Origin of the sequence: Streptomyces sp. NPDC058646, from assembly GCF_042716875.1 — a bacterium.
Classification (GTDB): Bacteria; Actinomycetota; Actinomycetes; order Streptomycetales; family Streptomycetaceae; genus Streptomyces.
The window spans coordinates 58,442-80,223 of sequence record NZ_JBHXRK010000015.1 but is presented as its reverse complement, the minus strand read 5'-3'; the positions used below and the strand labels follow the sequence as shown (position 1 = coordinate 80,223).

Here is a 21,782-nt window from a genome sequence, read left to right as displayed (position 1 = left end):
GACACCCGGCCCGCCCCCGAACCCGGTGAGAGAGCGAGCGATCCCATGGACACCTCCCCCGCTGCGCCGCCCGTCCCCGCACTCGGCTCGCCCGCCGTGCGACGGGAGGGCGCGCTGAAGGTCACCGGCGCCGCCCGCTACGCGGCCGAGTACACCCCGGACGGCTGCCTGTACGCCTGGCCGGTGCCGGCCACCGTGACCGTCGGCCGGGTGGTCTCCGTGGACACCGCCGCGGCCGTGGCCCTGCCCGGGGTGGTCGCCGTGCTCACCGTGTTCGACGCGCCCCGGCTCGGGCCGACCGAGGACCCGAACCTGCGGGTCCTCCAGGACGCCCGGGTGCCCCACCGGGGCTGGTACGTGGCCCTGACCGTGGCCGACAGCCCGGAGGCCGCCCGCGCCGCCGCCGGGGCCGTGTCCGTGGAGTACGACACCTCGGGCACCGCACCCGACCTCCTGCTGCACGAGGAGCACCCCGGCGCGTACACGCCCGAGAAGGCCAACGGCGGGCATCCCGGGCGCCGGGAGCAGGGGAACGCCCTCTCCGCGTACGAGGACGCTCCGGTGCGGGTCGACTGCGCGTACACGGTGCCCCCGCTGCACAACCATCCGATGGAGCCGCATGCCGCGACCGCCGTCTGGGACGCGGCCGGGGAGCGGCTGGCGGTGTACGACTCCAGCCAGGGGGCCGGGACCGTGCGCACGGAGCTGGCTTCGCTGTTCGGCCTGGCCGAGGAGCGGATCACCGTGGACTCCGATCACGTGGGCGGCGGGTTCGGCTCCAAGGGCACGCCCCGGCCGCACGTCGTGCTCGCGGTCATGGCGGCCCGGCACACGGGCCGGCCGGTGAAGCTGGCGCTGCCGCGGAGCCAGCTGGCGGCGGTGGTGGGACACCGCGCCCCGACGCTGCACCGGGTGCGCCTCGGTGCCCGGCACGACGGGACCCTGACCGCCCTGGCGCACGAGGTCACCACGTACACCTCGCGGATCCGGGAGTTCGTCGAGCAGGCGGCCGTCCCGGGGCGGGTGATGTACGCGGCGCCGAACCTGCTCACCGTGCACCGGGCGGTGCCGCTCGACGTGCCCACCCCGTCCTGGATGCGTGCGCCCGGGGAGACGCCGGGGATGTACGCGCTGGAGTCGGCGATGGACGAGCTGGCCGACGCCCTGGGCGTGGACCCGGTGGAGCTGCGGGTGCGCAACGAGCCTGTGGTGGAACCGGACAGCGGACGCCCCTTCAGCAGCCGCAGCCTGCCGGCCTGCCTGCGCGAGGGAGCCCGGCGGTTCGGCTGGCCGGGCGGGCGCGGGCCGGTGGCCCGGGGTGGTCTGCTGATCGGTTCGGGCGTGGCCGCCTCCACGTATCCCGTACTGGTGGCTCCTTCCGAGGCGATGGCGCACGCCCTGCCGGACGGGACCTTCCGGGTGGAGACGGCCGCGACCGACATCGGGACCGGGGCCCGGACCGTGCTGGCCCTCGTGGCGGCGGACGCGCTGGGCGTGTCCGCGGACCGGGTGACGTGCGTCATCGGGCACACGGACCTGCCCCGGGCGTCGCTGGCGGGCGGCTCGGCCGGTACGGCTTCCTGGGGGTGGGCGGTGCACGGTGCGTGCACCGCGCTGGCGCTGAAACTGGAGCGGCACGGCGGGAAGGTGCCCGAGGGCGGGCTGTGCGCGTCCGCCGACACCACGCCCTCGGCCAAGCAGCGCCCGCCTTACGCGCGGCACGCCTTCGGCGCCCAGTTCGCCGAGGTGCAGGTCGACACGGTGTCCGGGGAGGTGCGGGTACGCCGCATGCTCGGCGTGTTCGCGGCCGGCCGGATCCTCAACCCGCTGACGGCCCGCTCGCAGCTGGTCGGGGGCATGGTGATGGGGCTCGGGATGGCGCTGACCGAGCACGGCCCGCTGGATCCGGTGTACGGCGACTTCACCGCGAAGGACCTGGCCTCGTACCACGTGCCGGTGCACGCGGACGTGCCGGACATCGAGGCGCACTGGATCGACGAGGACGACAAGCACCTGAACCCGATGGGCAGCAAGGGGATCGGCGAGATCGGCACGGTGGGGGCGGCCGCCGCCATCGGCAACGCGTTCGCCCGCGCGACGGGCCGCCGGATCAGGGAACTGCCGCTCACGCCCGACCGGGTGCTCGCGGCCCTGGCCGGGGACGCCTGAACCGGCCGGTCGCCGACCCGTTCGCCGGGGACGCCTGAACCGGCCGGTCGCCGACCCGTTCGCCGGGGACGCCTGAACCGGCCGACCCGTTCGCCGGGGAGGGCAGTCCTGGCAGCTTGCAGGGCATCCTCGGCGCGGCCGTCGCGCTGCTGATGGGCACCGCGGGCAGGCACACCGCCGTCCCGCTCCTCCCCGGATGGCGGCGTGCACGCCGCTCGCCCTGCTCGTCCTCGCCCACACCGTTCGCGCGCCGGGCTGACCCACGGGGTACGGAGCCGGTCGGGCGGGGGGAACTGATCCGTCCCTCCCGGGCACCCCGTCCGCGTGTTCGCGCCGGGTTCAGGCCGTTCGCGCCTCCGGTCACGGGAGGGCGGCGCCGGCCCGCACCCACCGGTCCCGGCCGGGATTGTGTGAATGATCTTCGGCGGGCAGCATGGCCCCCGGAGCCCGGACGGGGTACCGCGGCCGTCAGGGAGGCGCGGCGGCCGGACGCGGAAGGAACGCACCATGATCCGACTGACGGACACGCCGATGACCTGGGTGGCGACCGGGGACAGCATCACCCAGGCCGTACTGCACACCCACGGCGCCCGCGGCTGGGTCGAGCACCTGCACGAACGGGTCCGGTGGCAGCTGCGGCGGCTCTCCGACGTCGTGGTCAACACCGGTGTCTCCGCATGGGGCGCCGTCGACGTCCTCGGGGCCCAGGAGCACCTCGTCGGCCGGTTCCGGCCGGACGTGCTGTCCGTGTCGCTCGGCACCAACGACTGCCTCGCCGGGGAGGACGGCCTGCCCCGCTTCCACGACGCGATGCGCCGGATCGTCTCCGGCACGGACCCGCGGACGCAGGTCGTCCTGCACACGCCGGCCCTCGTCGGCCTCTCCGGCCGGGAACGGCGCTCGTCCCTGCCCGCGTACTGCCAGGCCGTACGGGAGATCGCGCGGGACACCGGCGCGCTGCTCGTCGACCACGAGGCCCACTGGCTGGCCCACCACGGCACGGCCGATCCGATCCCGTGGCTCGACGACCCGGCCCACCCCAACGCGGCCGGCCACCTGCAGATGGCGAACCACACCCTGCGCACGCTGGGTCTGGGCGAGCTGGACCCGCTCTAGGGGGTGTCGGCGCCGGGTGGCCGACGCTCCTCCGGGGCCGGGCCGTGCAGCCGGTCCAGTTCGCCGCCGATCGCCTCGCGCAGTTCGTCGTGGTGCGGGCCGAGCCGGAAGCGCTCGTCGCTCCAGCGGTCGCGGGGGTAGAGCCACACCGGAGCGGACACCGCGTCGGCCGGTTCCCAGTCGTACCGCGGCCAGACGTGGGCGTGCAGGAAGGGGTCCTTGTTCCCCAGGATCTCCAGGTTGACCCGGCGGAAGGCCGGGTCGAGTCGCCGACAGGCCCTTTCGACCGCTTCGCCGACCCGGTCCATGTCGGAGAGGAACGCCAGCCGCCGGGGCCTCGGCAGGTCGGACAGCCGTTGTACGCCCGGTTCGTCCACGAGGAGGACTGCGTAGCCGGGCAGGAACTGGACGTCGCCGATCACCGCGAACCCCGACGCCAACCGCCGCAGCACGGTCGGGTTCTCACCCCTCAGGGCCGTGCCGATCCGGTTCGTCCGCCAGTCGTCCGTCATGGTGGTGACCTTACCCGTCGGCCGCTCCGGCTCGCTGTTGGCGGCTCAGGGCCTCGGGTGCACCGGCGGACTGCGGGCCCTCCGCTGCGAGGGTCACCCGGCCGGGCCCGGCCGTGATCCTCCTTCACGTTGCTGACCTGCCGGCCCACCGATTCGCCCACCGCGCCGGTGTTCCGCGTGACCGTGACGTCCAACTCGACCGTCCTCGCCCGGGTGATGCCGTCCGCGCCCGGAGTCCCGGGGACAGCGGCAGGGCGGGCGGGCGGCTGCGGCTTCCGGACCCGCCCTGCACGTGCTCGGCCTCGGGGGCCGACGGAGCGCACCGTGTCCTCGGCGACGCGGCCACCGGCCGGCTGACGTTCGTACGCGAGGGAGCGTGACAAATGTAATGGTCCGTCAAGGTGCATCTCCTTCTGGAGGTTGATGGCTGGTTCGTCCTGGCGGAGGAAGTGGCGCCGGGGGACGGCGGCGAGGCTTGAGGTGCCCAAGATCGCCGGGCCCCACCGGGCCACCGACGAGGAGCCGCCGTGCCCCACACCCGCACCCGTCCTTCCGACCGCACCACCGACTCCCCCACCGGCCGTCCCCTGCGGCGGCTGCGCCGCGCCGCCTCGGCGAGCGCCGTGGCCGTCGCCCTGCTGGCGGGCCTCGCCCCGGCCGCGAGCGCGGCCGGACACGGCCCGCTCGCCCTTCCCGCCACCGCGGCCCCGGACCGGCACCACGACCGGGTTCAACTCCAGGCGAGGCTGAAGGCGATCCAGGAGGCGGGGGTGTACGGCGTGTACTCCTCCGCCCGCGACGGGCGCGAGCGCTTCGAAGGCGCAGCCGGCCTCGCAGACGTCTCCACCGGCCGCCCGGTCCGCCCCGACCTCCGGCACCGCGCCGGCAGCGTGACCAAGACGTTCACCGCCGTGGCCGTCCTCCAGCAGTCCGCGAAGGGCCGAATAGACCTGGACCGCCCGGTCGGCGACTACGTGCCCGCGCTCCTGCCCGGCGACCGCGGCCGCAAGGTGACCGTGCGCATGCTCCTCAACCACACCAGCGGCATCGACGACTACGTCGCGGACGCCTTCCCCTCCCTCCAGAAGGGCGCCACGGAGAGCCTGGACGAGCACCGCTTCCGCACCGTGCGGCCCGCGGAGCTGATCGGGTACGGGGTGGCCAGGCCGCAGCTGTTCGCACCCGGCACGGACTGGGGGTACTCGAACACCAACTACCTGCTGCTGGGTGAGGTCCTCCGCAAGGTGACCGGCCAGGACCCGGAGCGCCTGATCACGCAGGACGTGATCCGGCGGGCGGGCCTGCGCAACACATACTTCCCCGGCACCGACCCGCGCATCCGGGGCGCCCACTCCCGGATGTACGAGAGCTTCTACGGGGTCATCGACCCGCCGCGCGACTACAGCGTCTACAACATGACCTGGGCCGGCACCGCGGGAGCCCTCGTCTCCACCCCGCAGGACCTCAACGCGTTCTACCGCGCCCTGCTGACCGGGGAGCTCCTGCCGCGCCACCAGCTGGACCAGATGCGCACCACCGTCGACGTCAAGACCCCGTCGGGAGTGGTGTACATGCGCTACGGCCTCGGCATCTACAGCCAGACCACGCCGTGCGGCCCGGCCTGGGGCCACGACGGAGGCGTCTTCGGCGCCGGTACCTGGGCCATGTCGAGCCCGGACGGGTCCCGCCAGTTCGCGCTCGGCTACAACCTGATGAAGTACCAGCGTTTCAACGCCGACGGCACCGCTCTGGAACCCCACCCGGCCGACGCCGCGATGATGGACTACGCCGAGCAGGCCCTCTGCGGCACCGTCACACCGGCCACCCCGGACCCGGCCGCGAAGGACGGCGGCATCACCGGGCCGGCCACCGAAGCCCCGGCCGCACGCCGTGCGCTCCCCCCGGCCGTCGCCGAGCTCGACGGACGGCCGGCGGCAGTCGTCCGCTGAGCCGGCGGGCCGCAGGTCAGCAGCGCCGGCCTCGGCCCGGTGGCGGCGGTGGTTGCGCCTCGATGATCTGCTCGCGCCTGGACAGGGCGACGAGGAAGGTCAGCGCGATCCCCGCCGCCACGACGAACAGGCTGCGGCTGATGCCCTCCGCGGTCGCCTCCCGCAGCTCCTCCGCCGTCAGGCCGTCGAGGCCGGCCGTCGCCGCGAGCACCAGGACGGCGAGGCCCACGGCGGCGCCGATCCCCGAGCCGGTCGAGGCGATCCCCGAGGCGATGCCCTGGTCGCGGTCGGCCACTCCGGTTCCGGCGGCGATGAACATGGCGGTGAAGACGATCCCGTCGCCGGCGCTGAGCGCGACGAGACCCGGGAGCAGCGCGGTGTACGAGCCGTCCGGGGAGGTCGCGAAGCCGAGCAGGACGGCTCCGAGCGCACCGACGGCGAGGGCTCCGAGCAGGGTGCTGCGGAGCCCGAAGCGCGTCACCAGCCGGCCGGCGGCCGTGGACCCGGCGACGACGACCGCGGTCGGGACGAGGAAGCCGACGCCGGTCTCCAAGGCGTCGTAGCCGAGGACCTCCTGGAAGTGGAGGGAGAGGAAGTACAGCACGGAACCGAAGGTCGCCATGAACATGAACGCGATGACGACGCTGGTGACGAGGCTGCGGTTGGTGAGCAGCCGCGGCGGAACGAGCGGATCGCTGCTGCGCCGCTCGATGAGCGCGAAGAGGCCCAGCAGGAGGAGTCCCGCCGCCGCGCCGAGGAGGATGCCGGGCGCGAACCAGCCCAGTTCCGGCCCCTGGACCAGTGCGAACACGACCAGCGTGATGCCGGCGGTGACGCTGAGCGCACCGGGCAGGTCGAATCCGCGTCCCCGGTCACGCGGCCGGTCCTTGGGGATCAGTACGAAGGCCAGGAGCAGGGCGGGGACCGCCAGTACGACGTTGACGAGGAACACGGCCCGCCAGCCGAAGGCGTGGGTCAGCAGTCCTCCGAGGAGCACGCCGATCACGAGTCCGGCCGCCCCAGCACCGCCCCAGACGCCGAGTGCGCGGTTGCGTACGCGTCCTTCGGCGAAGGTGACGTTGATCAGGGCCAGCGTGGTGGGAAAGACCAGCGCACCGCCGAGGCCTTGCACCGCCCGTGCGGCGAGGAGCGTCCCGGGGTCGGTCGCCAGCCCGCCCAGCAGCGCCGCACCGGCGTACAGGGCCAGCCCGGCGGCCAGTACGCGGCGCCGTCCCACGAGGTCCGCGGCGCGGCCGCCGAACAGCAGGAACCCCGCGGAGGCGACCGCGTAGGCGCTGATCACGGACTGGAGGGTCTGCGCGGAGTAGCCGAGGTCGCGGGAGATGTCGGGCAGGGCCACGACGACGATGTACTGGTCGAGCGAGACGGTGAACATGGCTAACGACAGCAGCGCGAGTGTCGCGCTCGCACGGTTCCAGCCGAGTCCGGCCGGCGGGGACGCCCCGGCAGATGCCACTGCAGCACTCCTCGGCGGGAGCCGGTCGGGTCCGCATACGTGCGCAATCCATCACTACGCGCCCCGGGTGGTCGTGAGCTGAGCCGCACCCCTCAGGCGAGCCCGACGGTGTAGGCGGCCCGGTAGCCGGCGCCGTCGGGTACCGGGGCCAGGGTCAGGGCGGATCCTGAATCCCGGTAGCGCTTGTCCCTGCCGTTGGGCTTCTCCGGTGCGGTCCGGCGTGCGTAGGGCTGCCGGGCGTACAGCTGGAGCAGCAGGTCCTCGGGGAAGAAGAAGTGCGACGAGGTCTCGGTGCGGCCGTCGGGGCGGACCTTGAAGTGGAAGTGCGGGGCCAGGTGCGCGTACCAGCCCGGGACGATCGTGCGGAACGAGCAGGTGCCGGCGCCGTCGGTGACCTGCGTACCGCGCAGGTATCCGTCCTCACGCGTCGAGTACGCCCCCTGGGCGTCCGCCTGCCACAGGTCCACGGCGGCGCCCTCGACCGGACGGCATCCCGCGGAGACCCGGACCACGGTCAGGTCGAGGCGGAACGGCACCCCTTCGCGACCGCCGGTGATGTCCGACCGGACCCGGTCGAGGTCGAGGTAGTTCGGCCCGGCCCCCCATTCCGTGGTGAGCACACAGCCCGGGGTGACCGCGGCGGGGCGGGGTGCCGGGGGCGGCGACGTCTGCTGCCGCTCCGGACCGCGTTCCGTGGTGGAGCTGCCGCAGGCGGTGGCCAGGGCGGCGACCGCGGCCGACCCCGCGGCCAGCAGGACCGTACGGCGGCTGGTGGGGGAGGTCGGGTGCTCGGCCATGCGCAACCCCTCACGGGTACGTCGGTCCTCAGGCCGCCGCCGGCGGACGGCCGCGACCACCGTGCCGGAAGCCGCGGGGGCCGGCGGCGCCCGACACGCTCCCTCACCCGGTCAGCAGACAAGATCCCCTCGGGACGCCCACGCCCCCCTCCACGCGCACGCCCTCGCCCACGCGGCCGGCCCGGCCCACCTCCGCCGGTAAGGACAGGTATTGGGGGATATGTTCCCTTTGTATTCGGCTCTGTGGAGTCTCCGGCCGCGGCATCCGTCTGGAAAGAGGTCAGCGTGTACTACAGCAGCGGGAACTACGAGGCGTTCGCCCGCCCCCGCAAGCCCGAGGGGGTGGAGAGGAAGACGGCCTGGTTCGTCGGCGCCGGACTCGCCTCGCTCGCGGGCGCCGCGTTCCTCGTCCGCGACGGGCAGATGAGCGGCGACCGGATCACGGTCCTGGAGCGGCTGAAGCTCCCCGGTGGCGCCCTGGACGGCATCAAGGAACCGCGGAAGGGCTTCGTCATCCGCGGCGGCCACCAGGTGCTCGGCGCGCGGTCCGTGGTCAGTCGGCCACGGCCTCGATCAGGGAGTACGGGGCGGCGTCCGCGAGCGGAGTGACCGACGCGACGCGAAGGGCCGCCCGGCGGCACACCTCCTCGAAGTCCGCGCGGGTGCGTTCCCTGCCGCCGACGTTCACCATCATGTTGAGGTCGCTCAGGTACGTGCCCGCGTCCTGCGCGCCGACGACCTCGGGAAGCACGGGCTCCACGATCAGGACCACGCCACCGGGCGGGAGCACCTGGCGGCAGTGACGCAGGATCGTGACCGCCTGGGCGTCCGTCCAGTCGTGCAGGATGCTCTTCACGAGGTACACGTCCGAGCCCTGCGGGACCGCCCGGAAGAAGTCCCCGGCGATGAGGGAGCAGCGCTCCTGCAGCCCGTGCCGCGCCAGTGTCTGCGCAGCCTCCGCGAGGCCGTCGGCCGTATCGAAGACCACGCCGGCGATGCCCGGGTGCGCTTCGAGGACTGCGGCCAGGAGGGTGCCGCTGCCTCCACCGACGTCCGTGACCGAGGCGAACCGGCTGAAATCGAAGGCCCGCGGCAGCACGGCGGCGGTCTCGGAGGCGACCTGGCTCATGGCCGTGTTGAAGTCCGTGGAGAGCTCGGCGTGTCGGGCGAGATGGCTGAAGAAGTCCGTGCCGAAGACGGAATCGAAGGCGATCTCCCCCGTACGGACACTGCTGTCCAGGTGCTCCCAGGCGCGTACGATCGCCGGATCGGTGAACATGCGGACGAACGACGCGAGGGAGTCGGGGTGGCCGGGGCCCAGGAGCGCTCCCGCCGGGGTCACCGAGAACGTGTCGGGGGTGTGTTCCGTGAGCATGCCCAGGGCGGTCAGGGCACGCAGCAGGCGTGTCGTGGGCTGGTGCGCGGTCCCGGCTCCGACGGCCACCTCGGCAGCTGTGCGCGGCCCGTCGCCGATCAGTTCCACGACCTCCAGGCGGACCGCCGCGCGCAGGGTGTGCGCGGCCATGCTCCCGAACGCGAGCCGCACGACGAGCTCCCGGCCTGCCGTCGTCCGTGCTGCGTGGTCCTCGGTGTTCATCACAGGTCTGCTTCCTTCCTTCGGGTCGACCGATCACCGATCGGTCCGGACAGGGACGGTCAGGGCTCGGTGGACGCGTCCAGGCCGGCCAGTGCACCGGGCGTGCACCCGGCGAGGGCCTGGACGTCGCGGTGGAGATGGGGCTGGTCGGCATATCCGCACGCCACGGCTACGTCGCCGGCGCGCTCGCCGGCGAGGAGCGCCCGAGCGGCGTGATCGAAGCGGACCAGCATGGCGGCGCGCTTGGGGGTGAGCCCGATCTGGGAGCTGAACCTGGCCCGGAGCCGTTTGCGGCTCCATCCGCAGGACGCGGCGAGGTCGCCGACCCGCACTCGGCCCCGTCCGGCCACGATGGCGTCCCAGGCGGCGGCGACCTCGGCCGCCATGGGCGGGGCCCCTGCGGCCCTCCGTCGGAGGAATCCGTCCGTGAGCGCGAGGCGTTCCTGCCAGGATGCCGTGTCGGCCAACTGCTCGCGCAGCAGCCGGGCGTGCCGCCCCCAGAGGTCCTCGAGTCCGGTGATGGAACCGTCCAGTTCGAGCGGGGAGACCCCCAGCAGGGTGTAGGCGGCGCGGGGTGACAACGCCACCTCGACGCATTCGACGCCCTCGCCGCGGATACGGGCCGGACCCGGCGACAGCGAGGCGACGAGACCCGTCAGTGGACGGTGCCCGGAGGCGCTCTCCACCGTCACCGGGCCGGCTCCGAGCCCGATGACGACGATCACGGCGGGCTGCGGCAGTACCCGCATGTCCAGGCCGCTGCCCGTACGGTCCCGGAACCCGGCCATCCGTACGCCGTCGAGGGAGGTTCCGCCCAGGGGGCGGGCGACCTCCCAGCGGTGGTGAGCCGTGCGCTCCGGGGGCGCGTCCCCCGCGTCGTCTCTGGGCATGGCTCCAGGCTCGCTGACGTCCCAGGCCTTGTCTTGGACAAAAGTTCCGCGGCCGTTCCGCGCTCCTGCCGTGTACGGGGCGGATCGGGGTCAGGGAGTGGTGCGGGTGTGGCTCTTCGATCAGCCGGCGCTCCTTCCCGGACACCCTTGCCCCGGCCCGGCCGTGGCCCGCTCGGCCGGATTCCGCGCTGACAGCGGTCCCGTCCGCCGCCGACGATGACGGGGTCGGTGCGGTGGTGGGGGGAGGCGTGCTTCGCGGTGTCGGGACACGGGGTGGAGTGGGAGCTGGTCAGTGGCCGGCCGGACCGGCGCCGGGGTGCTGGGGTAGCGCGGGTACCGGATGGCACTGGACCGGCCCCGCCGGCGCCTCGAACTCCCCGACGCAGTCGTGACGTTGGTCCTCGGATTCCAGGGCCGGCTGCGCCTCACCGACATCGGCGAGTACGAGGCCCCGGTGGCGGACGGGGCGGGGGGGCCGGCAGACGGCGCCCTTCGCCTCGCTGGTGTCCTCGGTGCGTTCGCGCGCCACGATCGGCGAGCACAGCGGCTTCCTGCACGACATGGAGGTCCTGCTCGCACCGTGGGCGGCGTACACCCTGCTGGGCGTGGACATGCACGAGTGGGCCGACAGCATCCTCGATCCGGCCGAGCTCGTGGGCCGCCGCATCGACGACCTGGCCGGGGCGCTGGCCGCGCGGCCGAACTGGACCGGCGGTTCGAGCTGCTCGACGCCACCCTGGCCCAGTGGTCCGCCGCGGGCCCTCCGTCGTCGGCCCGGTGGTGTGGGCCTGGGGAGAACTGGCCCGTACGGGCGGGGCCGCCTGCATGAACGCCGACCCCGCCTCCCGCACCTGCTACGACCGCCAAAGAGCCCGCGGCAAGACCCACACCCAAGCCCTCCTCCGCCTCGCCCGCCAACGCATCAGCGTCCTGTTCGCCAAGCTCCGCGACGGCACCTTCTACGAATCCCGAACCCGCGCCGTCACCCTCGCCGCATGACCATCCCGAACAGCCTCGAACCCGGCACCACGTCCTTGACGAAGGACATAGAGACACCCCCCCGTGGGGGAAGGCGGGTCCGGCGGGGGTGGAGGCCGGACCCCCCGGAGGGGCGGGGCTCCCGGTTCGCTACGGGGCGATCGGGAGCATGCGCTTGTGCTCGGTGAGGCGGTAGCGGCGGACGATCGTCTCGAAGGCCTGCTCGGCGACCGGCTTGCCCTCCAGGAAATCGTCGATCTCGTCGTACGTGACTCCGAGCGCGTCCTCGTCGGCCTTGCCCGGGTCCAGGGTCTCCAGGTCCGCCGTGGGAGTCTTCCAGACCAGCTCGGCGGGGGCGCCGAGGGCGTCGGCGCAGGCCCGGACCCTGCGCTTGGTCAGGCCGGTCAGCGGGACCAGGTCGGCCGCGCCGTCGCCGAACTTGGTGAAGAAGCCGGAGACGGCCTCGGCCGCGTGGTCGGTGCCGACGACCAGGCCGTCGTGCGCACCGGCCACCGTGTACTGCGCGATCATGCGCTGGCGGGCCTTGATGTTGCCCTGGACGAAGTCCTGGTGGCGGGCGTCGCGGAAGGCGGTGCCGCCGGCCAGGGCCGCTTCCAGGGCGGCGTCGCTCGCGGGCCTGATGTCCACGGTCAGGACCCGGTCCGCCCGGATGAAGCCGAGGGCGAGCTGGGCGTCCTGCTCGTCTGCCTGGACGCCGTAGGGCAGCCGCATGGCGTAGAAGGTCGCGTCGTGACCGGCCGCCCGGGCCCGCTCCACGGCGAGCTGGCAGAGCCGGCCCGCGGTGGTGGAGTCCACGCCGCCGCTGATCCCGAGCACCAGGGAGCGCAGGCCGGTGGAGGTGAGCCGCTCGGTGAGGAAGGCCACCCGGCGCTCGATCTCCAGCTGGGCGTCGAAGGTCTCCGGCACCTGGAGTTCCCGGGCTATCTCCTGCTGCAGGGCGGTGGACGCCGGCTGGCTCACGGCTGCTCCTCGTGGTCGTTCGTGGTGCGCGGTGCGCTGTCCCGCCGACCCTAACCGACGAGGCCGGGCCCCGGTCCGGCCGACCGTACCGACAGGCCCTGGGGGACGGTACGGGGCTGCACCTGCCACCGGGTGCGGGGGCCGCACGGATGGGGGAAGCTGGGGGTGGCCGCAGCGCCGGCGGCCGGCAGCCAGGCGAGGAAGGTCTTTCGTGAACGTTTCCGCAGGCCGACACCCTTCCCGCGCCCGGCACCGGGTACGGACCACCCTGCTGTGCACGGCTGCGGCCCTGGCGGTGGCGGTCGTCCCGGCTTCCGCGGACGCCGCCCGCACGGCATCGGTCCGGGCACCCGATCCGGTCGTGGTCGTGGACTGCGCCTCCGAGCCCCAGGTGCGTCCCGAGGAGTACCTGCTGGCGTGCGGGGACGGCAACAACCGTCTCGTCGAACTCCGGTGGGACACCTGGGGGCCGGGGAGCGCGACGGCCACCGGCACCGACATGGTCAACGACTGCCGCCCGTACTGCGCGGCCGGCCGCTTCCGCCCCTATCCGGTGACGGTGACCCTCGGCGACCCGGAGGCCTGGCCCGGCCACCCCGACGTCCAGCGCTTCACGACGATCCGGCTGATCTACACCGACACCGCACCGGCCCCGGTCCCCAAGGACGTGACTTATAAGCTCGTGTGGTGACGTGACGGCCGAACCGACGGCCGCCGCGGGGGGAGGGACGACATGGCCGGGGACGTGCCGGCGGGCGGGCAGCTCGACGAACTCGCGGCATTCGCCCTGGAGCATGCGGGCGGCGTCCTGGGGGACGGTGCCGAGGGTGCGGGCGCGCCGGCGGTGTTCCTGTTCGCCGACGACGTCGAGGACCGCTACCTGTACACCTTCGCCGGGCTCGACGAGGCCCGTCTGCACCTGGCCGACCCGGCCCATGGCTACGTGCGCTGCGCGCTGGCGTGGGGACCGGCGCCGGACATGCTCTCCGTCCGGGCGCAGGAGATCGGGAGCAGCACGTCCTTCCAGCTGACCCGGCCCCGCGCCGCCGGCGTACCGCCGGAGGGGGATCCCGTCCGTACGGAGGGCACGGAAGCCCTGCTCCCGGGTCCCGGATCCGTACCGGTGGCGGGGCACGGGCAGGCGCCCGGGCAGCTGGAGGGGCTGGAGCAGCTGGGGCACGAGGTCGAGCGGGCCGTCGACACAGGGGAGGGGCTCGCGGAGGCGGAGGACCGGCTGCTCGGCTGGGTCCGGCGCGCGGGCGAGGCGGACTGGGAAGCGGCGGAGGAATGGGTGCGCGGCCACCTGCCCGCCGACGACCGGGAGGACCCGGCGGACGACGTCCTTCCGGCTCCGGAACAGGACCCGGCGCAGGTCCGTACGCCGGGGCGGTACGCGATCACCTTCCGCGACGGCGGCGCGCCGGCCGGCGGGACGGCGGCCCTCGCGGCCTGGGACCAGGTGGCCCGGAACGCACGCGAGATCCTGGGCCCGGCGGCCACCGCGACCTGCGGCGGCACGGCGCTCGTGGATCCGGAGAGCGGCGTACGGCTGGCCCTGGAGCAGAGCTCGGGCACCTACGAGCTGTGGGCGTCCGTACCGGACGGCACCCCACCCCCTGCGGCAGCGCTCGGGCAGCTGTACCAGCTGGCGCTGACCGTCCAGCTGGAAACCGGCCGCCGCGCGGTGGATCCGCAGGCGGGGTGGTACGTCGACCAGGGTGCGGGAGCGCAGTGGGCGCGGCGGTTCAGCCTCTTCGCCCGCGCCCTGCGCCCCTTCCGCCGCGGCCCGTCGTCCTAGGACGGCCAAGGGCCGACGCGGCCTGCGCCCGGACGCGGGAGCACGGGGATGTGCTGGTCGGCGTCCGGGAGGCGGGGGTGTCCGCGCCGAGGGGGGTGACCGGTGAACGGCGCCGGGGTGGTCGCCGTTCGTCATCGGCACGTCACGGAACCGCCACAGCGGCGTGCGGCGGGAACCTGCTCGGGTCCGGGGGCCGTGTACCTGCACGCGAGTGCCGGTGTGGGGCCGGTCGTGAACCTCGGGAGCATCCCATGCAGTACACGGCAGGCTTCGGCCGGACCGCGGCAGCTCTGGCGACGGCCCTGGCGGCCGCGGCTCTGATGACAGGCTGTACGCCCACCGGCGACGACGCCGGGGGCACCGGCCCGTCGGCGCCGCCCGCGGACGCGCGGCCGGCCGGGCCCGCGCCCACCGGCGGCGACAAGGGCGGAACGACCAGCGGCGGCGGGAGCGGAGGTTCCCCGGGCGGCGCGTCGTCCTCGGGCGGCTCCTCCTCCGGCGGCACCGGCGGCGTGACGAGGAAGCCCTGCACGGTCGACGCCATCGAGGGCTCCGAGGCGCACCGGGCCGACGTCCGCCCGCCGGGCACGGGCACCGGGGCCGCCGTCGTCTCCGTCACCAACACGTCCGCGTCCTCCTGCACCGTGCACGGGTATCCGACGGTCGCGGCGGCGGGCAACGGTTCGCCGGAGAAGAGCAAGCCGGTGGCCACCACCCGCACCGGCCCCGCCGCGGCCGACGTGGTGCTGGGCCCGGGCGCCCGCGCGTGGACGAAGCTCACGTTCGTCCAGGTCCAGGGCGAGGCGGACGGCTACTGCGCTTCCGGCGCGACCCCGGCCACCCATCCGACGCTGGTCATCGGCGTACCCGGCGCCGGAAAGCACCAGATCGCCCTGGACGACGGCGTGTTCGCCTTCTGCGACGACAAGGTGACCGTCACCGCCTGGTCCTCCGTCAAGCCGTCCTAGCCGCGGCCGTTCAGCGCATCGTGCGGCCGGTGCGTGCCGACAGTCCCTTGCGGAGGCAGGCGGCCAGGCGTGCGGCGATGCTTGCGTCGGGGTCGAGGCGGGGGTTGAAGATCGTGACGTCGAAGCCGGCCGCCCGTTCGCCGGCCAGTGCCGTCGCCAGGACGCTCTCCAGTTCCGGCCAGGTCAGCCCACCGGGGAGGCGGTAGTCGACGGCGGGCATGACCGCGTCGTCCAGGACGTCGGCATCGAGGTGGACCCAGTAGCCGGCGCTCCCGCCGTCCGTGAGCCGGCGGACCGCGTCGCGGGCGGCCGTGGTGGCCCCGGCCGCCCGCACCTCGTCGAGGTCGACGGCGCGGAGCCGTGGCGGCAGCGGCTGCATCCCTGCCGCGGCGGACTCGGCGGCGTCGCGGAAGCCGAAGGCGACGACGTCCTCGTCACGGAGCAGGGGCCCGCGGCCTTCGAGGTCGCTGAGGAGCCGGGGGCCGCGGCCGGTGGCCAGGGCGAGTTCCATGGACGCCGCCTCGCCGGTGGGCTCCGCCGACGGCTGGTAGAAGTCGGTGTGGCCGTCGAGGAACAGCAGGCCGTGGCGTCCTCGGCGGCGCAGGGCCAGGAGGTTGCCGAGCAGGATGCTGCAGTCCCCGCCCAGGACGACGGGGAACCGCCCGGCGTCGAGGGCGGCGCCGACCGCGTCGGCCAGCCGGACGGAGTACCGGGCGATGGCGACGGGATTGAGGATCCCGGTGCCGGGGTCCCGCCGCGGGTCGTACGCCGGTGGTTCGACCCGGCCGGCGCGCACCGCCCCGGGGTGGTCCAGCAGACCGGCGTCGAGCAGAGCGGCCGGCAGGTCCTGGACCCCGGACGGCCTCAGCCCGAGCACGGACGGCGCCTCGATGATCGCCAGGTCGCGCACGTCTGGACTCCTTCGCCGGAGGGGACCCCGCCGCCACGGGCCCATCGTCTCCCGGAACGGGCACCCGCACCCTGCCGAGCCGGCCGTTGTCCGGCCGGAGGCGCCGTCAGCCGGTGTCGAGGACGAGGTCGGCGCGGTGGCGGCCCGGGGCGATGAGGTGGGCGTTGGGCTCGTCCGAGCGGGCCACCCACTCCCGTGCGTACGCCGGGTCCTTGCCGTGGCGTACGTGCCGGTCCAGCAGACGCCCGACGCGCAGGGCCTCGTCCGGGGCGAGGTACCAGGCCTCGTCCAGGAGGGGCCGGACCTCCGCCCACTCCCCCGCGTCGTGCAGCAGGTAGTTCCCCTCGGTGATCACCAGCGGTACGGCTTGGGCCACGGGGATGCTGCCGGCGATCGGTTCCTCGAGGGAGCGGTCGAAGGCCGGCGCGTACACGGTGGCGGCGCCGGGTGCGCGCAGCCGGCGCAGCAAGGAGACGTACCCGGCGGCGTCGAAGGTGTCCGGGGCGCCCTTCCGGCCGGCCAGCCCCAGCCTGGCCAGCTCGGCCCGGGCGAGGTGGAAGCCGTCCATGGGGACGACCACGGCCCTCTCCGGGCCGAGCGCGTGGGCCAGCCGCGCGGCCAGCGTCGACTTCCCGGCCCCGGGCGGTCCGGCGATGCCGAGGATCCGCCGGCCGCCCGGGACGGCCAGCGCCCCGGCCTTGGCCACCAGTTCTTCCGTCGTCTGCACCTGCGTCATCCTGCCCGAGATCCTGCCCGGCAGCGGCCCTGCACTCCGCGGCGGCGGCCGGGAGGGGGCGGCGGGGGTGGTCGGCCGGCCGTCAGCGGTCCTGGGCACGGTACGCGCGCATCGCCAGCGGCATGAAGACCAGGGCGATGCCCGCAGCCCAGACCAGGGACCAGAGGGTCGGGCCGCCCGCGGGCGTGCCGAGCAGGAGACCGCGGACGGCGTCCGACAGGTGCGTGACGGGATTGACCTCCACCCATGCCTGGAGCCAGCCGGGCATGGTGTCGACCTGGGCGAAGGCACTGCTCGTGAAGGTGATCGGGAAGATGAAGGTGAAGGCGTAGACCTGTACCTTCTCGGCGTCCCCGGCCAGCATCCCGACGAGGACGGCCGTCCACGAGACGGCTGCCGCGAAGGTCAGCAGCAGCACCGTCGCGGCGAGGAAGCCGCCGGGGCCGCCGGTGACCTCAAAACCCAGCACCATGCCCAGTGCGACCATCAGCACCATGGCCCAGAGCTGTTTGGCCAGGTCGGCCGCGATCCGCCCGAACAGGGGTGCCGAACGGGCGATGGGCAGGCTCCGCAGCCGGTCGAAGACCCCCTTCGTGAGGTCCGAGTTCAGGGACATGGCGGTGTACACGCTCATGAAGAGGGTGTTCTGGACGATGATGCCCGCGAGCGCGTACTGGAGGTACTCGCGCGGAGTGCCCGACATCTGCCCGCCGAAGACGTAGGTGAACAGGAACACGAACATGACCGGCGTGATGCTGTAGTCGACCAGTTCCAGCGGGTTGTGCTTCACCGAGACCAGGCTGCGCCAGGCCATGGTGGCGGTCTGCCGCATGGCCGCCAGGGGGCGCACCCTGCCGCCGCGTCCCAGGCCCTCGGTGAGCGTCGCGGTCATGACGGGCTCCCCGCGTTCACGTGCCGGTCCTCGGTGCCTTCGGTGTCCTCGGTCTCCTCGTCGGCCGGGGTGCCGGCCGGCTCCGCGCGGTGTCCGGTCAGCACCATGAACACCTCGTCGAGGGACGAGCGCCGGAGGATGAGTTCGCCGACCTCGATGCGCGCCTGGTCCAGTCGGCGCACGACGCTCGGCATGAGCGCCGGGTCGTTGACGGGTGCCGTGATCCCATCACCTTCGATCTTGGTCTGGGGGCCGGCCGTCTCCGTGATCAGCGCGTGCGCGGCGGCGAGATCGGCTGCACGGGCGGGACGCAGCTGCAGTACCTGGCCGCCGACCTGCGACTTCAGCTCGTCGGGGGTGCCGTCCGCGATCACCGTGCCCTGGTCGATCACCACGATGTTGTCGGCGAGGCGGTCGGCCTCGTCCAGGTACTGCGTGGTCAGCAGGGTGGTCATGCCCTCCGAGACCAGGACGCGCAGCATGTCCCACACCTCGCCGCGGCTGTGCGGGTCGAGCCCGGTCGTCGGCTCGTCGAGGAAGAGGATCCGGGGCCGGCCGACCAGGCTGGCCGCCAGGTCGAGCCGTCGCCGCATGCCCCCCGAGTACGCCTTGGCCGCCCGCCCGGCGGCGTCGGTCAGGTGGAAGCGGTCGAGCAGTTCGGCGGCGCGGGCCCGGGCGTCGCCGCGGGGCATGCCGAGCAGCCGGCCGATCATCAGCAGGTTCTCCGTACCGGTCAGGTTCTCGTCGACGGCGGCGTACTGCCCCGTCAGCCCGATCAGCGACCGGACACGTCCCGCCTCCCGCACGACGTCGTACCCGCCGACCTCGGCCCGGCCGCCGTCCGGACGCAGGAGCGTGGCGAAGATGCGGACCGCGGTCGTCTTGCCCGCGCCGTTGGGACCCAGCAGGCCGCAAACGGTCCCGGCCGGAACCTGAAGGTCCACCCCGGCCAGCGCGCGTGTCTCCTTGTACCGCTTGGCCAGCCCTTCGGCCTGGATCGCGTGCTTCATGGGACCACCTCGTATCCGCGCGGGGAGCGTCGCCGGTCCCTCAACTGTGACCCATGCCACCGACAGTCCGCCTGCCGGTGGACGGGCCGCGCGGCCGGGGCGCCAGTGACCCCCGGGCCCGTGAGGTTCGCCCGTACGGACCCCGGCCGGGCGGATGCCCGGGGGAATGTCGGGGTCCGGGCGTGGGCGGGCGGACCCACGGGGGTACCTCGTGGGCCATGCAGCCAGGCACACCGCCGCCGGTGGTCCCCTTCCTTCGTACGGCCGCCGCCTACGCGTGGCGGGTGCTCGTCGTCGGCGTGGTCGTCTACGCGCTGTTCGCCCTGCTCGGGCGGTTCCACGAGATCGGTGTGGCCGTCTTCCTCGGTCTGGTGGTCACGGCGCTGCTGCGGCCGGTGGCCGATCTGGCGTCCCGGGGCCTGCCCCGCGGGCTCGCGGTGGCCGTCACCCTGATCGGCAGCGCCGCGCTCGTCCTCGGCGTGCTCGTGCTGGTCGGCGAAGCGGTGGCGGGTGAGCGGACCACGCTGTTCCGGGAGTTCCGGGACGGCATCGGCAGGATCGAGGCCTGGCTGGAGCAGCCGCCGTTCCGGCTGGAGCCGCAGGCCCTGTCGGACGTCCAGACGCGGATCGGGCAGTACCTCTCCGGCCACCGCTCGACCGTGCTGAGTACGGCGCTGAGCGGGGCGGGCCAACTGGTGGCCGTCCTCACCACGCTGGCCCTGGCGCTGTTCTGCTCGGTGTTCTTCGTCCATTCGGGGGACCGGCAGTGGGCGTGGTTCCGGGAGCAGTTGCCGGTGTCGGTGCGCGACCGCGCGGAGCTCGCCGGACGGGCGGCCTGGCGCACCTTCACGGGTTACACGCACGGCATCGTCCTCGTGGCGGCGACGAACGCGATCCTGGTCGGTCTCGCGCTCTGGCTGCTGGGGGTCCCGCTGGCCGTGCCGCTGGCGCTGCTGGAGTTCCTCGCCGCTTTCATCCCGCTGATCGGTTCCCCGGTGGCGCTCGCGGTCGCCGCCGTGGTCGCGCTCGCGTCGCAGGGTCCTCTGGTGGCGGCGGTCGTGGTCGCGCTGATCGTGGTCATCGGTCAGATCGAGGGCCATCTGCTGCACCCGCTCGTCATGAGCTGGGCGGTGCGGCTGCATCCGCTGGTGGTGGCGATCTCTGTGGTCGCGGGGGCGATCGCGGCCGGAGTCGTGGGGGCCGTGGTGGCCGTTCCGCTGGTGTCGGTGATCTGGTCGGTCCGTACCGCACTGCGCAAGCCCTCCGGGGTGCAGGACTGATCCCGGGTGGGGAGGCGGGGTCACCGGCCGGCGTGCTGCGCGGGCCTGTGCCCCCAGGCCGTGAGCATGCCCGGGGACAGGCCGGTGCAGGCGGGGGAATCCAGGAACCGTACGGCCTCGTCGATCCGGGCGTTGTCGACGAGCCCCGTCCCCACCATGGCCTCCCGGGCCCGTCCCCAGGTGTCGGCCCAGAAGCCGCTGATCGCGCTGCCGGGTTCGAGCGGGGGTACGTGGATCTCGGCGGCCACGCGCTCCAGTCCCGCCGCGCGCAGCAGCTCGGGGTGGCGGGGCACCTGGGAGACGTCCGTCCCGATGGTGTCGCGCAGCCCCTGCCACATGGCGCGCATGGCCCGGGTGTACGGCGTGTCGGGCGCCTCCGCCGTCGTCAGGTCGACCGCGTCGCCGATGACCAGGACGCCGCCGGGGGCGAGCAGCCCGCTCAGCCTGGCGACCATCCGCCGCGGGGACGGCAGGTGCATGAGGACGAACCGTACGTGGACGAGGTGGAAGGGTCCCGGGGCGAAGTCGTCGGAGGTGATGTCCGCCTGCCGGACGGTCAGGCCCGGAACGGGGTGCGCCGCGAGGAAGCGTACGTCGCGGTCCACGGCGAGGACCGAGTCGACGCCGGCCTCGTCCAGCAGTCTTCGCGCCACCGTGCCGGTGCCCGCGCCCACCTCCAGGCAGGTCCAGCCCGGTCCCGCTCCCAGCATCCGCAGCCGGGCGATGGTCGTCGCGTCGTAGGTGAGGGCGCCGAGGTCGATGCGGTCGCCCTCGCCCCCCTCGTCAGGCCGGAAGAACCGTTCGCCGTAGCGCCCCGCGTCCGGGGTGACGGCGCCGTCCGGCGGAAGCCCGGGGCCGGTCATGGGCCCATTGTCGCCCGACCGGCCGCATGGGCGCGCCCGGGCGGACCACGACACGGGCACCAGCAACCTGCCCGTTCACGGCGCCCCGCCCATGGGGCGAACCAGGAAAACCCACCGAGGGCGGGATGCCCTGCGCCACCGCCCGCCGGGCCGCGCCACCGGGTCCGCCGCAGCGCGCACCGCACACCGTGCACGGTCCGGCGACGGGCCTCTCCGTGGATCTTGACATCATGCTGCGATGAATCCGATACCCCCCGTGGTCCCGGCCGGCAGCATGGGCCGGACCGGACAGCCGGTCTTCCCCCTCGCCTGCGGCTTCCACCTGCGCCCGTGGCAGCCGCAGGACGCCGGAGTGCTGGTCGCCTCCTGCCAGGATCCGGAGATCCAGAAGTGGAACCGTCCGGGGCACCTGTCCCCGGACGAGGCCCGCGAGAAGATCGCGACGTGGCGCCGGCGCTGGCAGGACGAGAAGGCGGCGGTCTGGGCGGTGGTACCGGCCGCCGACGCCCCGCCGGTGGGTCTGATCGGGCTCGCCGACATCGATCTCCGCGGCGGCAGCGCCGAGTTCCTGTACTGGCTCCTGCCCGAGGGACGCGGCCACGGGGCCGTGGCCGAAGCGACCGTACGCATCAGCCGGTGGGCCCTGGAGGACCTCGGACTGCACCGGCTCCGCATCACCCACTCCGTGGAGAACCCGGGGTCCTGCCGGGTGGCGACGCACGCGGGGTTCACCTTCGAGGGGACGATGCGCAGTGCTCTGCTCCACGCGGACGGATGGCACGACGAGCACCTGCACGCCCGCATCCGGGGCGACGCCTGACGCCGACGCCTGACGGGTCGGGAGTGGCGGGGGACGCCT

General features: G+C 74.0%; 21 protein-coding genes and 1 pseudogene. 10 read left to right on the top strand and 12 right to left on the bottom strand.

Going from position 1 to position 21,782, the window contains the following annotated elements; all coding sequences use genetic code 11:
- Positions 1 to 45: 45 nt before the first annotated feature.
- Both ACFWUZ_RS19655 and ACFWUZ_RS19650 read left to right on the top strand, forming a co-directional pair.
- On the top strand, positions 46 to 2,169 hold the full coding sequence (locus ACFWUZ_RS19655) for a xanthine dehydrogenase family protein molybdopterin-binding subunit (RefSeq protein ID WP_384374031.1): 2,124 nt from the start codon (positions 46 to 48) through the stop codon (positions 2,167 to 2,169).
- Positions 2,170 to 2,676: 507 nt separating this feature from the next.
- Positions 2,677 to 3,285, top strand: a complete 609-nt coding sequence (locus tag ACFWUZ_RS19650; RefSeq protein WP_384374028.1) for an SGNH/GDSL hydrolase family protein — start codon at positions 2,677 to 2,679, stop codon at positions 3,283 to 3,285.
- Here the strand turns inward: ACFWUZ_RS19650 and ACFWUZ_RS19645 are convergent.
- The gene (locus ACFWUZ_RS19645) at positions 3,282 to 3,797 is read right to left on the bottom strand and encodes a diadenosine tetraphosphate hydrolase (RefSeq protein ID WP_384374026.1); all 516 of its coding nucleotides are present in this window, start codon (positions 3,795 to 3,797) and stop codon (positions 3,282 to 3,284) included. The two genes, ACFWUZ_RS19650 and ACFWUZ_RS19645, sit on opposite strands and share 4 nt — an antisense overlap.
- A gap of 638 nt (positions 3,798 to 4,435) precedes the next feature.
- On the opposite strand from ACFWUZ_RS19645, the gene ACFWUZ_RS19640 reads away from it, so the two are divergent.
- Complete coding sequence (locus ACFWUZ_RS19640; protein WP_384374271.1) at positions 4,436 to 5,746, top strand: serine hydrolase domain-containing protein; 1,311 nt, start codon at positions 4,436 to 4,438, stop codon at positions 5,744 to 5,746.
- A gap of 16 nt (positions 5,747 to 5,762) precedes the next feature.
- Here the strand turns inward: ACFWUZ_RS19640 and ACFWUZ_RS19635 are convergent, their stop codons facing one another.
- Entirely contained in the window at positions 5,763 to 7,223 is a 1,461-nt protein-coding gene (locus ACFWUZ_RS19635) for an MFS transporter (protein ID WP_384374023.1), read from the bottom strand.
- Positions 7,224 to 7,315: 92 nt separating this feature from the next.
- Positions 7,316 to 8,020, bottom strand: coding sequence for an intradiol ring-cleavage dioxygenase (locus tag ACFWUZ_RS19630; protein ID WP_384374020.1), 705 nt, complete (start codon positions 8,018 to 8,020; stop codon positions 7,316 to 7,318).
- A 285-nt stretch (positions 8,021 to 8,305) separates the two neighbouring features.
- Here ACFWUZ_RS19630 and ACFWUZ_RS19625 point away from each other — a divergent pair, with 285 nt between their 5' ends.
- Entirely contained in the window at positions 8,306 to 8,629 is a 324-nt protein-coding gene (locus tag ACFWUZ_RS19625; protein WP_384374017.1) for an oleate hydratase, read from the top strand.
- On the opposite strand, the gene ACFWUZ_RS19620 is transcribed toward ACFWUZ_RS19625, so the two are convergent.
- The 3 genes from ACFWUZ_RS19620 to ACFWUZ_RS19610 form a co-directional block, all read right to left on the bottom strand.
- Positions 8,574 to 9,617, bottom strand: coding sequence for a methyltransferase (locus ACFWUZ_RS19620; RefSeq protein ID WP_384374014.1), 1,044 nt, complete (start codon positions 9,615 to 9,617; stop codon positions 8,574 to 8,576). The genes ACFWUZ_RS19625 and ACFWUZ_RS19620 overlap by 56 nt on opposite strands.
- A 59-nt stretch (positions 9,618 to 9,676) precedes the next feature.
- Positions 9,677 to 10,507 carry a helix-turn-helix transcriptional regulator gene (locus ACFWUZ_RS19615; protein WP_384374011.1) on the bottom strand — a complete coding sequence of 277 codons (831 nt, stop codon included), beginning with the start codon at positions 10,505 to 10,507 and terminating at the stop codon, positions 9,677 to 9,679.
- 289 nt (positions 10,508 to 10,796) lie between these two features.
- Complete coding sequence (locus tag ACFWUZ_RS19610; RefSeq protein WP_384374008.1) at positions 10,797 to 11,069, bottom strand: hypothetical protein; 273 nt, start codon at positions 11,067 to 11,069, stop codon at positions 10,797 to 10,799.
- Between the two features lie 257 nt (positions 11,070 to 11,326).
- Here ACFWUZ_RS19610 and ACFWUZ_RS19605 point away from each other — a divergent pair.
- Positions 11,327 to 11,506, top strand: a pseudogene (locus tag ACFWUZ_RS19605) (IS110 family transposase); the annotation flags it as partial.
- A 129-nt stretch (positions 11,507 to 11,635) separates the two neighbouring features.
- Here ACFWUZ_RS19605 and nadE read toward each other — a convergent pair.
- The gene (gene nadE, locus ACFWUZ_RS19600) at positions 11,636 to 12,466 is read right to left on the bottom strand and encodes an ammonia-dependent NAD(+) synthetase (RefSeq protein ID WP_384374005.1); all 831 of its coding nucleotides are present in this window, start codon (positions 12,464 to 12,466) and stop codon (positions 11,636 to 11,638) included.
- A 211-nt stretch (positions 12,467 to 12,677) separates the two neighbouring features.
- Here nadE and ACFWUZ_RS19595 point away from each other — a divergent pair, with 211 nt between their 5' ends.
- The 3 genes from ACFWUZ_RS19595 (at position 12,678) to ACFWUZ_RS19585 (ending at position 15,232) form a co-directional block, all read left to right on the top strand.
- Positions 12,678 to 13,157, top strand: a complete 480-nt coding sequence (locus ACFWUZ_RS19595) for a hypothetical protein (protein WP_384374002.1) — start codon at positions 12,678 to 12,680, stop codon at positions 13,155 to 13,157.
- Positions 13,158 to 13,199: 42 nt separating this feature from the next.
- Complete coding sequence (locus ACFWUZ_RS19590; RefSeq protein ID WP_384373999.1) at positions 13,200 to 14,264, top strand: hypothetical protein; 1,065 nt, start codon at positions 13,200 to 13,202, stop codon at positions 14,262 to 14,264.
- 251 nt (positions 14,265 to 14,515) lie between these two features.
- Positions 14,516 to 15,232 carry a DUF4232 domain-containing protein gene (locus ACFWUZ_RS19585; RefSeq protein ID WP_384373996.1) on the top strand — a complete coding sequence of 239 codons (717 nt, stop codon included), beginning with the start codon at positions 14,516 to 14,518 and terminating at the stop codon, positions 15,230 to 15,232.
- A gap of 10 nt (positions 15,233 to 15,242) precedes the next feature.
- Here the strand turns inward: ACFWUZ_RS19585 and ACFWUZ_RS19580 are convergent, their stop codons facing one another.
- The 4 genes from ACFWUZ_RS19580 to ACFWUZ_RS19565 all read right to left on the bottom strand — a co-directional run bounded on the left by ACFWUZ_RS19580 (position 15,243) and on the right by ACFWUZ_RS19565 (position 18,780).
- A complete protein-coding gene (locus ACFWUZ_RS19580) occupies positions 15,243 to 16,142 on the bottom strand; it encodes an arginase family protein (RefSeq protein ID WP_384373993.1) in 900 nt (299 codons plus the stop codon).
- Between the two features lie 106 nt (positions 16,143 to 16,248).
- Positions 16,249 to 16,878 carry a nucleoside/nucleotide kinase family protein gene (locus ACFWUZ_RS19575; RefSeq protein ID WP_384373990.1) on the bottom strand — a complete coding sequence of 210 codons (630 nt, stop codon included), beginning with the start codon at positions 16,876 to 16,878 and terminating at the stop codon, positions 16,249 to 16,251.
- A gap of 82 nt (positions 16,879 to 16,960) precedes the next feature.
- Positions 16,961 to 17,770 (bottom strand): ABC transporter permease, encoded by an 810-nt coding sequence (locus ACFWUZ_RS19570; protein ID WP_384373987.1) that lies wholly within the window; start codon positions 17,768 to 17,770, stop codon positions 16,961 to 16,963.
- Positions 17,767 to 18,780, bottom strand: coding sequence for an ATP-binding cassette domain-containing protein (locus ACFWUZ_RS19565; RefSeq protein WP_384373984.1), 1,014 nt, complete (start codon positions 18,778 to 18,780; stop codon positions 17,767 to 17,769). Before ACFWUZ_RS19565 ends, ACFWUZ_RS19570 begins: the two co-directional genes overlap by 4 nt.
- Before the next feature lie 218 nt (positions 18,781 to 18,998).
- Here ACFWUZ_RS19565 and ACFWUZ_RS19560 point away from each other — a divergent pair, with 218 nt between their 5' ends.
- The gene (locus ACFWUZ_RS19560; RefSeq protein WP_384373981.1) at positions 18,999 to 20,060 is read left to right on the top strand and encodes an AI-2E family transporter; all 1,062 of its coding nucleotides are present in this window, start codon (positions 18,999 to 19,001) and stop codon (positions 20,058 to 20,060) included.
- 20 nt (positions 20,061 to 20,080) lie between these two features.
- On the opposite strand, the gene ACFWUZ_RS19555 is transcribed toward ACFWUZ_RS19560, so the two are convergent.
- Positions 20,081 to 20,923: a class I SAM-dependent methyltransferase gene (locus ACFWUZ_RS19555; RefSeq protein WP_384373978.1), complete on the bottom strand. Its 843-nt coding sequence runs from the start codon at positions 20,921 to 20,923 to the stop codon at positions 20,081 to 20,083.
- Positions 20,924 to 21,161: 238 nt separating this feature from the next.
- Between ACFWUZ_RS19555 and ACFWUZ_RS19550 the strand changes: the two genes are divergently transcribed.
- Positions 21,162 to 21,743 (top strand): GNAT family N-acetyltransferase, encoded by a 582-nt coding sequence (locus ACFWUZ_RS19550; RefSeq protein ID WP_384373975.1) that lies wholly within the window; start codon positions 21,162 to 21,164, stop codon positions 21,741 to 21,743.
- Positions 21,744 to 21,782 lie beyond the last annotated feature (39 nt).

What these genes read in the sequence shown, in the direction of transcription:
- ACFWUZ_RS19570 (WP_384373987.1), bottom strand. Translation starts at nt 17,770, where the DNA reads ATGACCGCGACGCTCACCGAGGGCCTGGGACGCGGCGGCAGGGTGCGC.
- ACFWUZ_RS19630 (WP_384374020.1), bottom strand. Translation starts at nt 8,020, where the DNA reads ATGGCCGAGCACCCGACCTCCCCCACCAGCCGCCGTACGGTCCTGCTG.
- ACFWUZ_RS19655 (WP_384374031.1), top strand. Translation starts at nt 46, where the DNA reads ATGGACACCTCCCCCGCTGCGCCGCCCGTCCCCGCACTCGGCTCGCCC.
- ACFWUZ_RS19550 (WP_384373975.1), top strand. Translation starts at nt 21,162, where the DNA reads ATGAATCCGATACCCCCCGTGGTCCCGGCCGGCAGCATGGGCCGGACC.
- ACFWUZ_RS19560 (WP_384373981.1), top strand. Translation starts at nt 18,999, where the DNA reads ATGCAGCCAGGCACACCGCCGCCGGTGGTCCCCTTCCTTCGTACGGCC.
- ACFWUZ_RS19615 (WP_384374011.1), bottom strand. Translation starts at nt 10,507, where the DNA reads ATGCCCAGAGACGACGCGGGGGACGCGCCCCCGGAGCGCACGGCTCAC.
- ACFWUZ_RS19590 (WP_384373999.1), top strand. Translation starts at nt 13,200, where the DNA reads ATGGCCGGGGACGTGCCGGCGGGCGGGCAGCTCGACGAACTCGCGGCA.
- ACFWUZ_RS19620 (WP_384374014.1), bottom strand. Translation starts at nt 9,617, where the DNA reads ATGAACACCGAGGACCACGCAGCACGGACGACGGCAGGCCGGGAGCTC.
- ACFWUZ_RS19555 (WP_384373978.1), bottom strand. Translation starts at nt 20,923, where the DNA reads ATGACCGGCCCCGGGCTTCCGCCGGACGGCGCCGTCACCCCGGACGCG.
- ACFWUZ_RS19645 (WP_384374026.1), bottom strand. Translation starts at nt 3,797, where the DNA reads ATGACGGACGACTGGCGGACGAACCGGATCGGCACGGCCCTGAGGGGT.
- ACFWUZ_RS19610 (WP_384374008.1), bottom strand. Translation starts at nt 11,069, where the DNA reads ATGTCGTGCAGGAAGCCGCTGTGCTCGCCGATCGTGGCGCGCGAACGC.
- ACFWUZ_RS19650 (WP_384374028.1), top strand. Translation starts at nt 2,677, where the DNA reads ATGATCCGACTGACGGACACGCCGATGACCTGGGTGGCGACCGGGGAC.
- ACFWUZ_RS19575 (WP_384373990.1), bottom strand. Translation starts at nt 16,878, where the DNA reads ATGACGCAGGTGCAGACGACGGAAGAACTGGTGGCCAAGGCCGGGGCG.
- ACFWUZ_RS19585 (WP_384373996.1), top strand. Translation starts at nt 14,516, where the DNA reads ATGCAGTACACGGCAGGCTTCGGCCGGACCGCGGCAGCTCTGGCGACG.
- ACFWUZ_RS19565 (WP_384373984.1), bottom strand. Translation starts at nt 18,780, where the DNA reads ATGAAGCACGCGATCCAGGCCGAAGGGCTGGCCAAGCGGTACAAGGAG.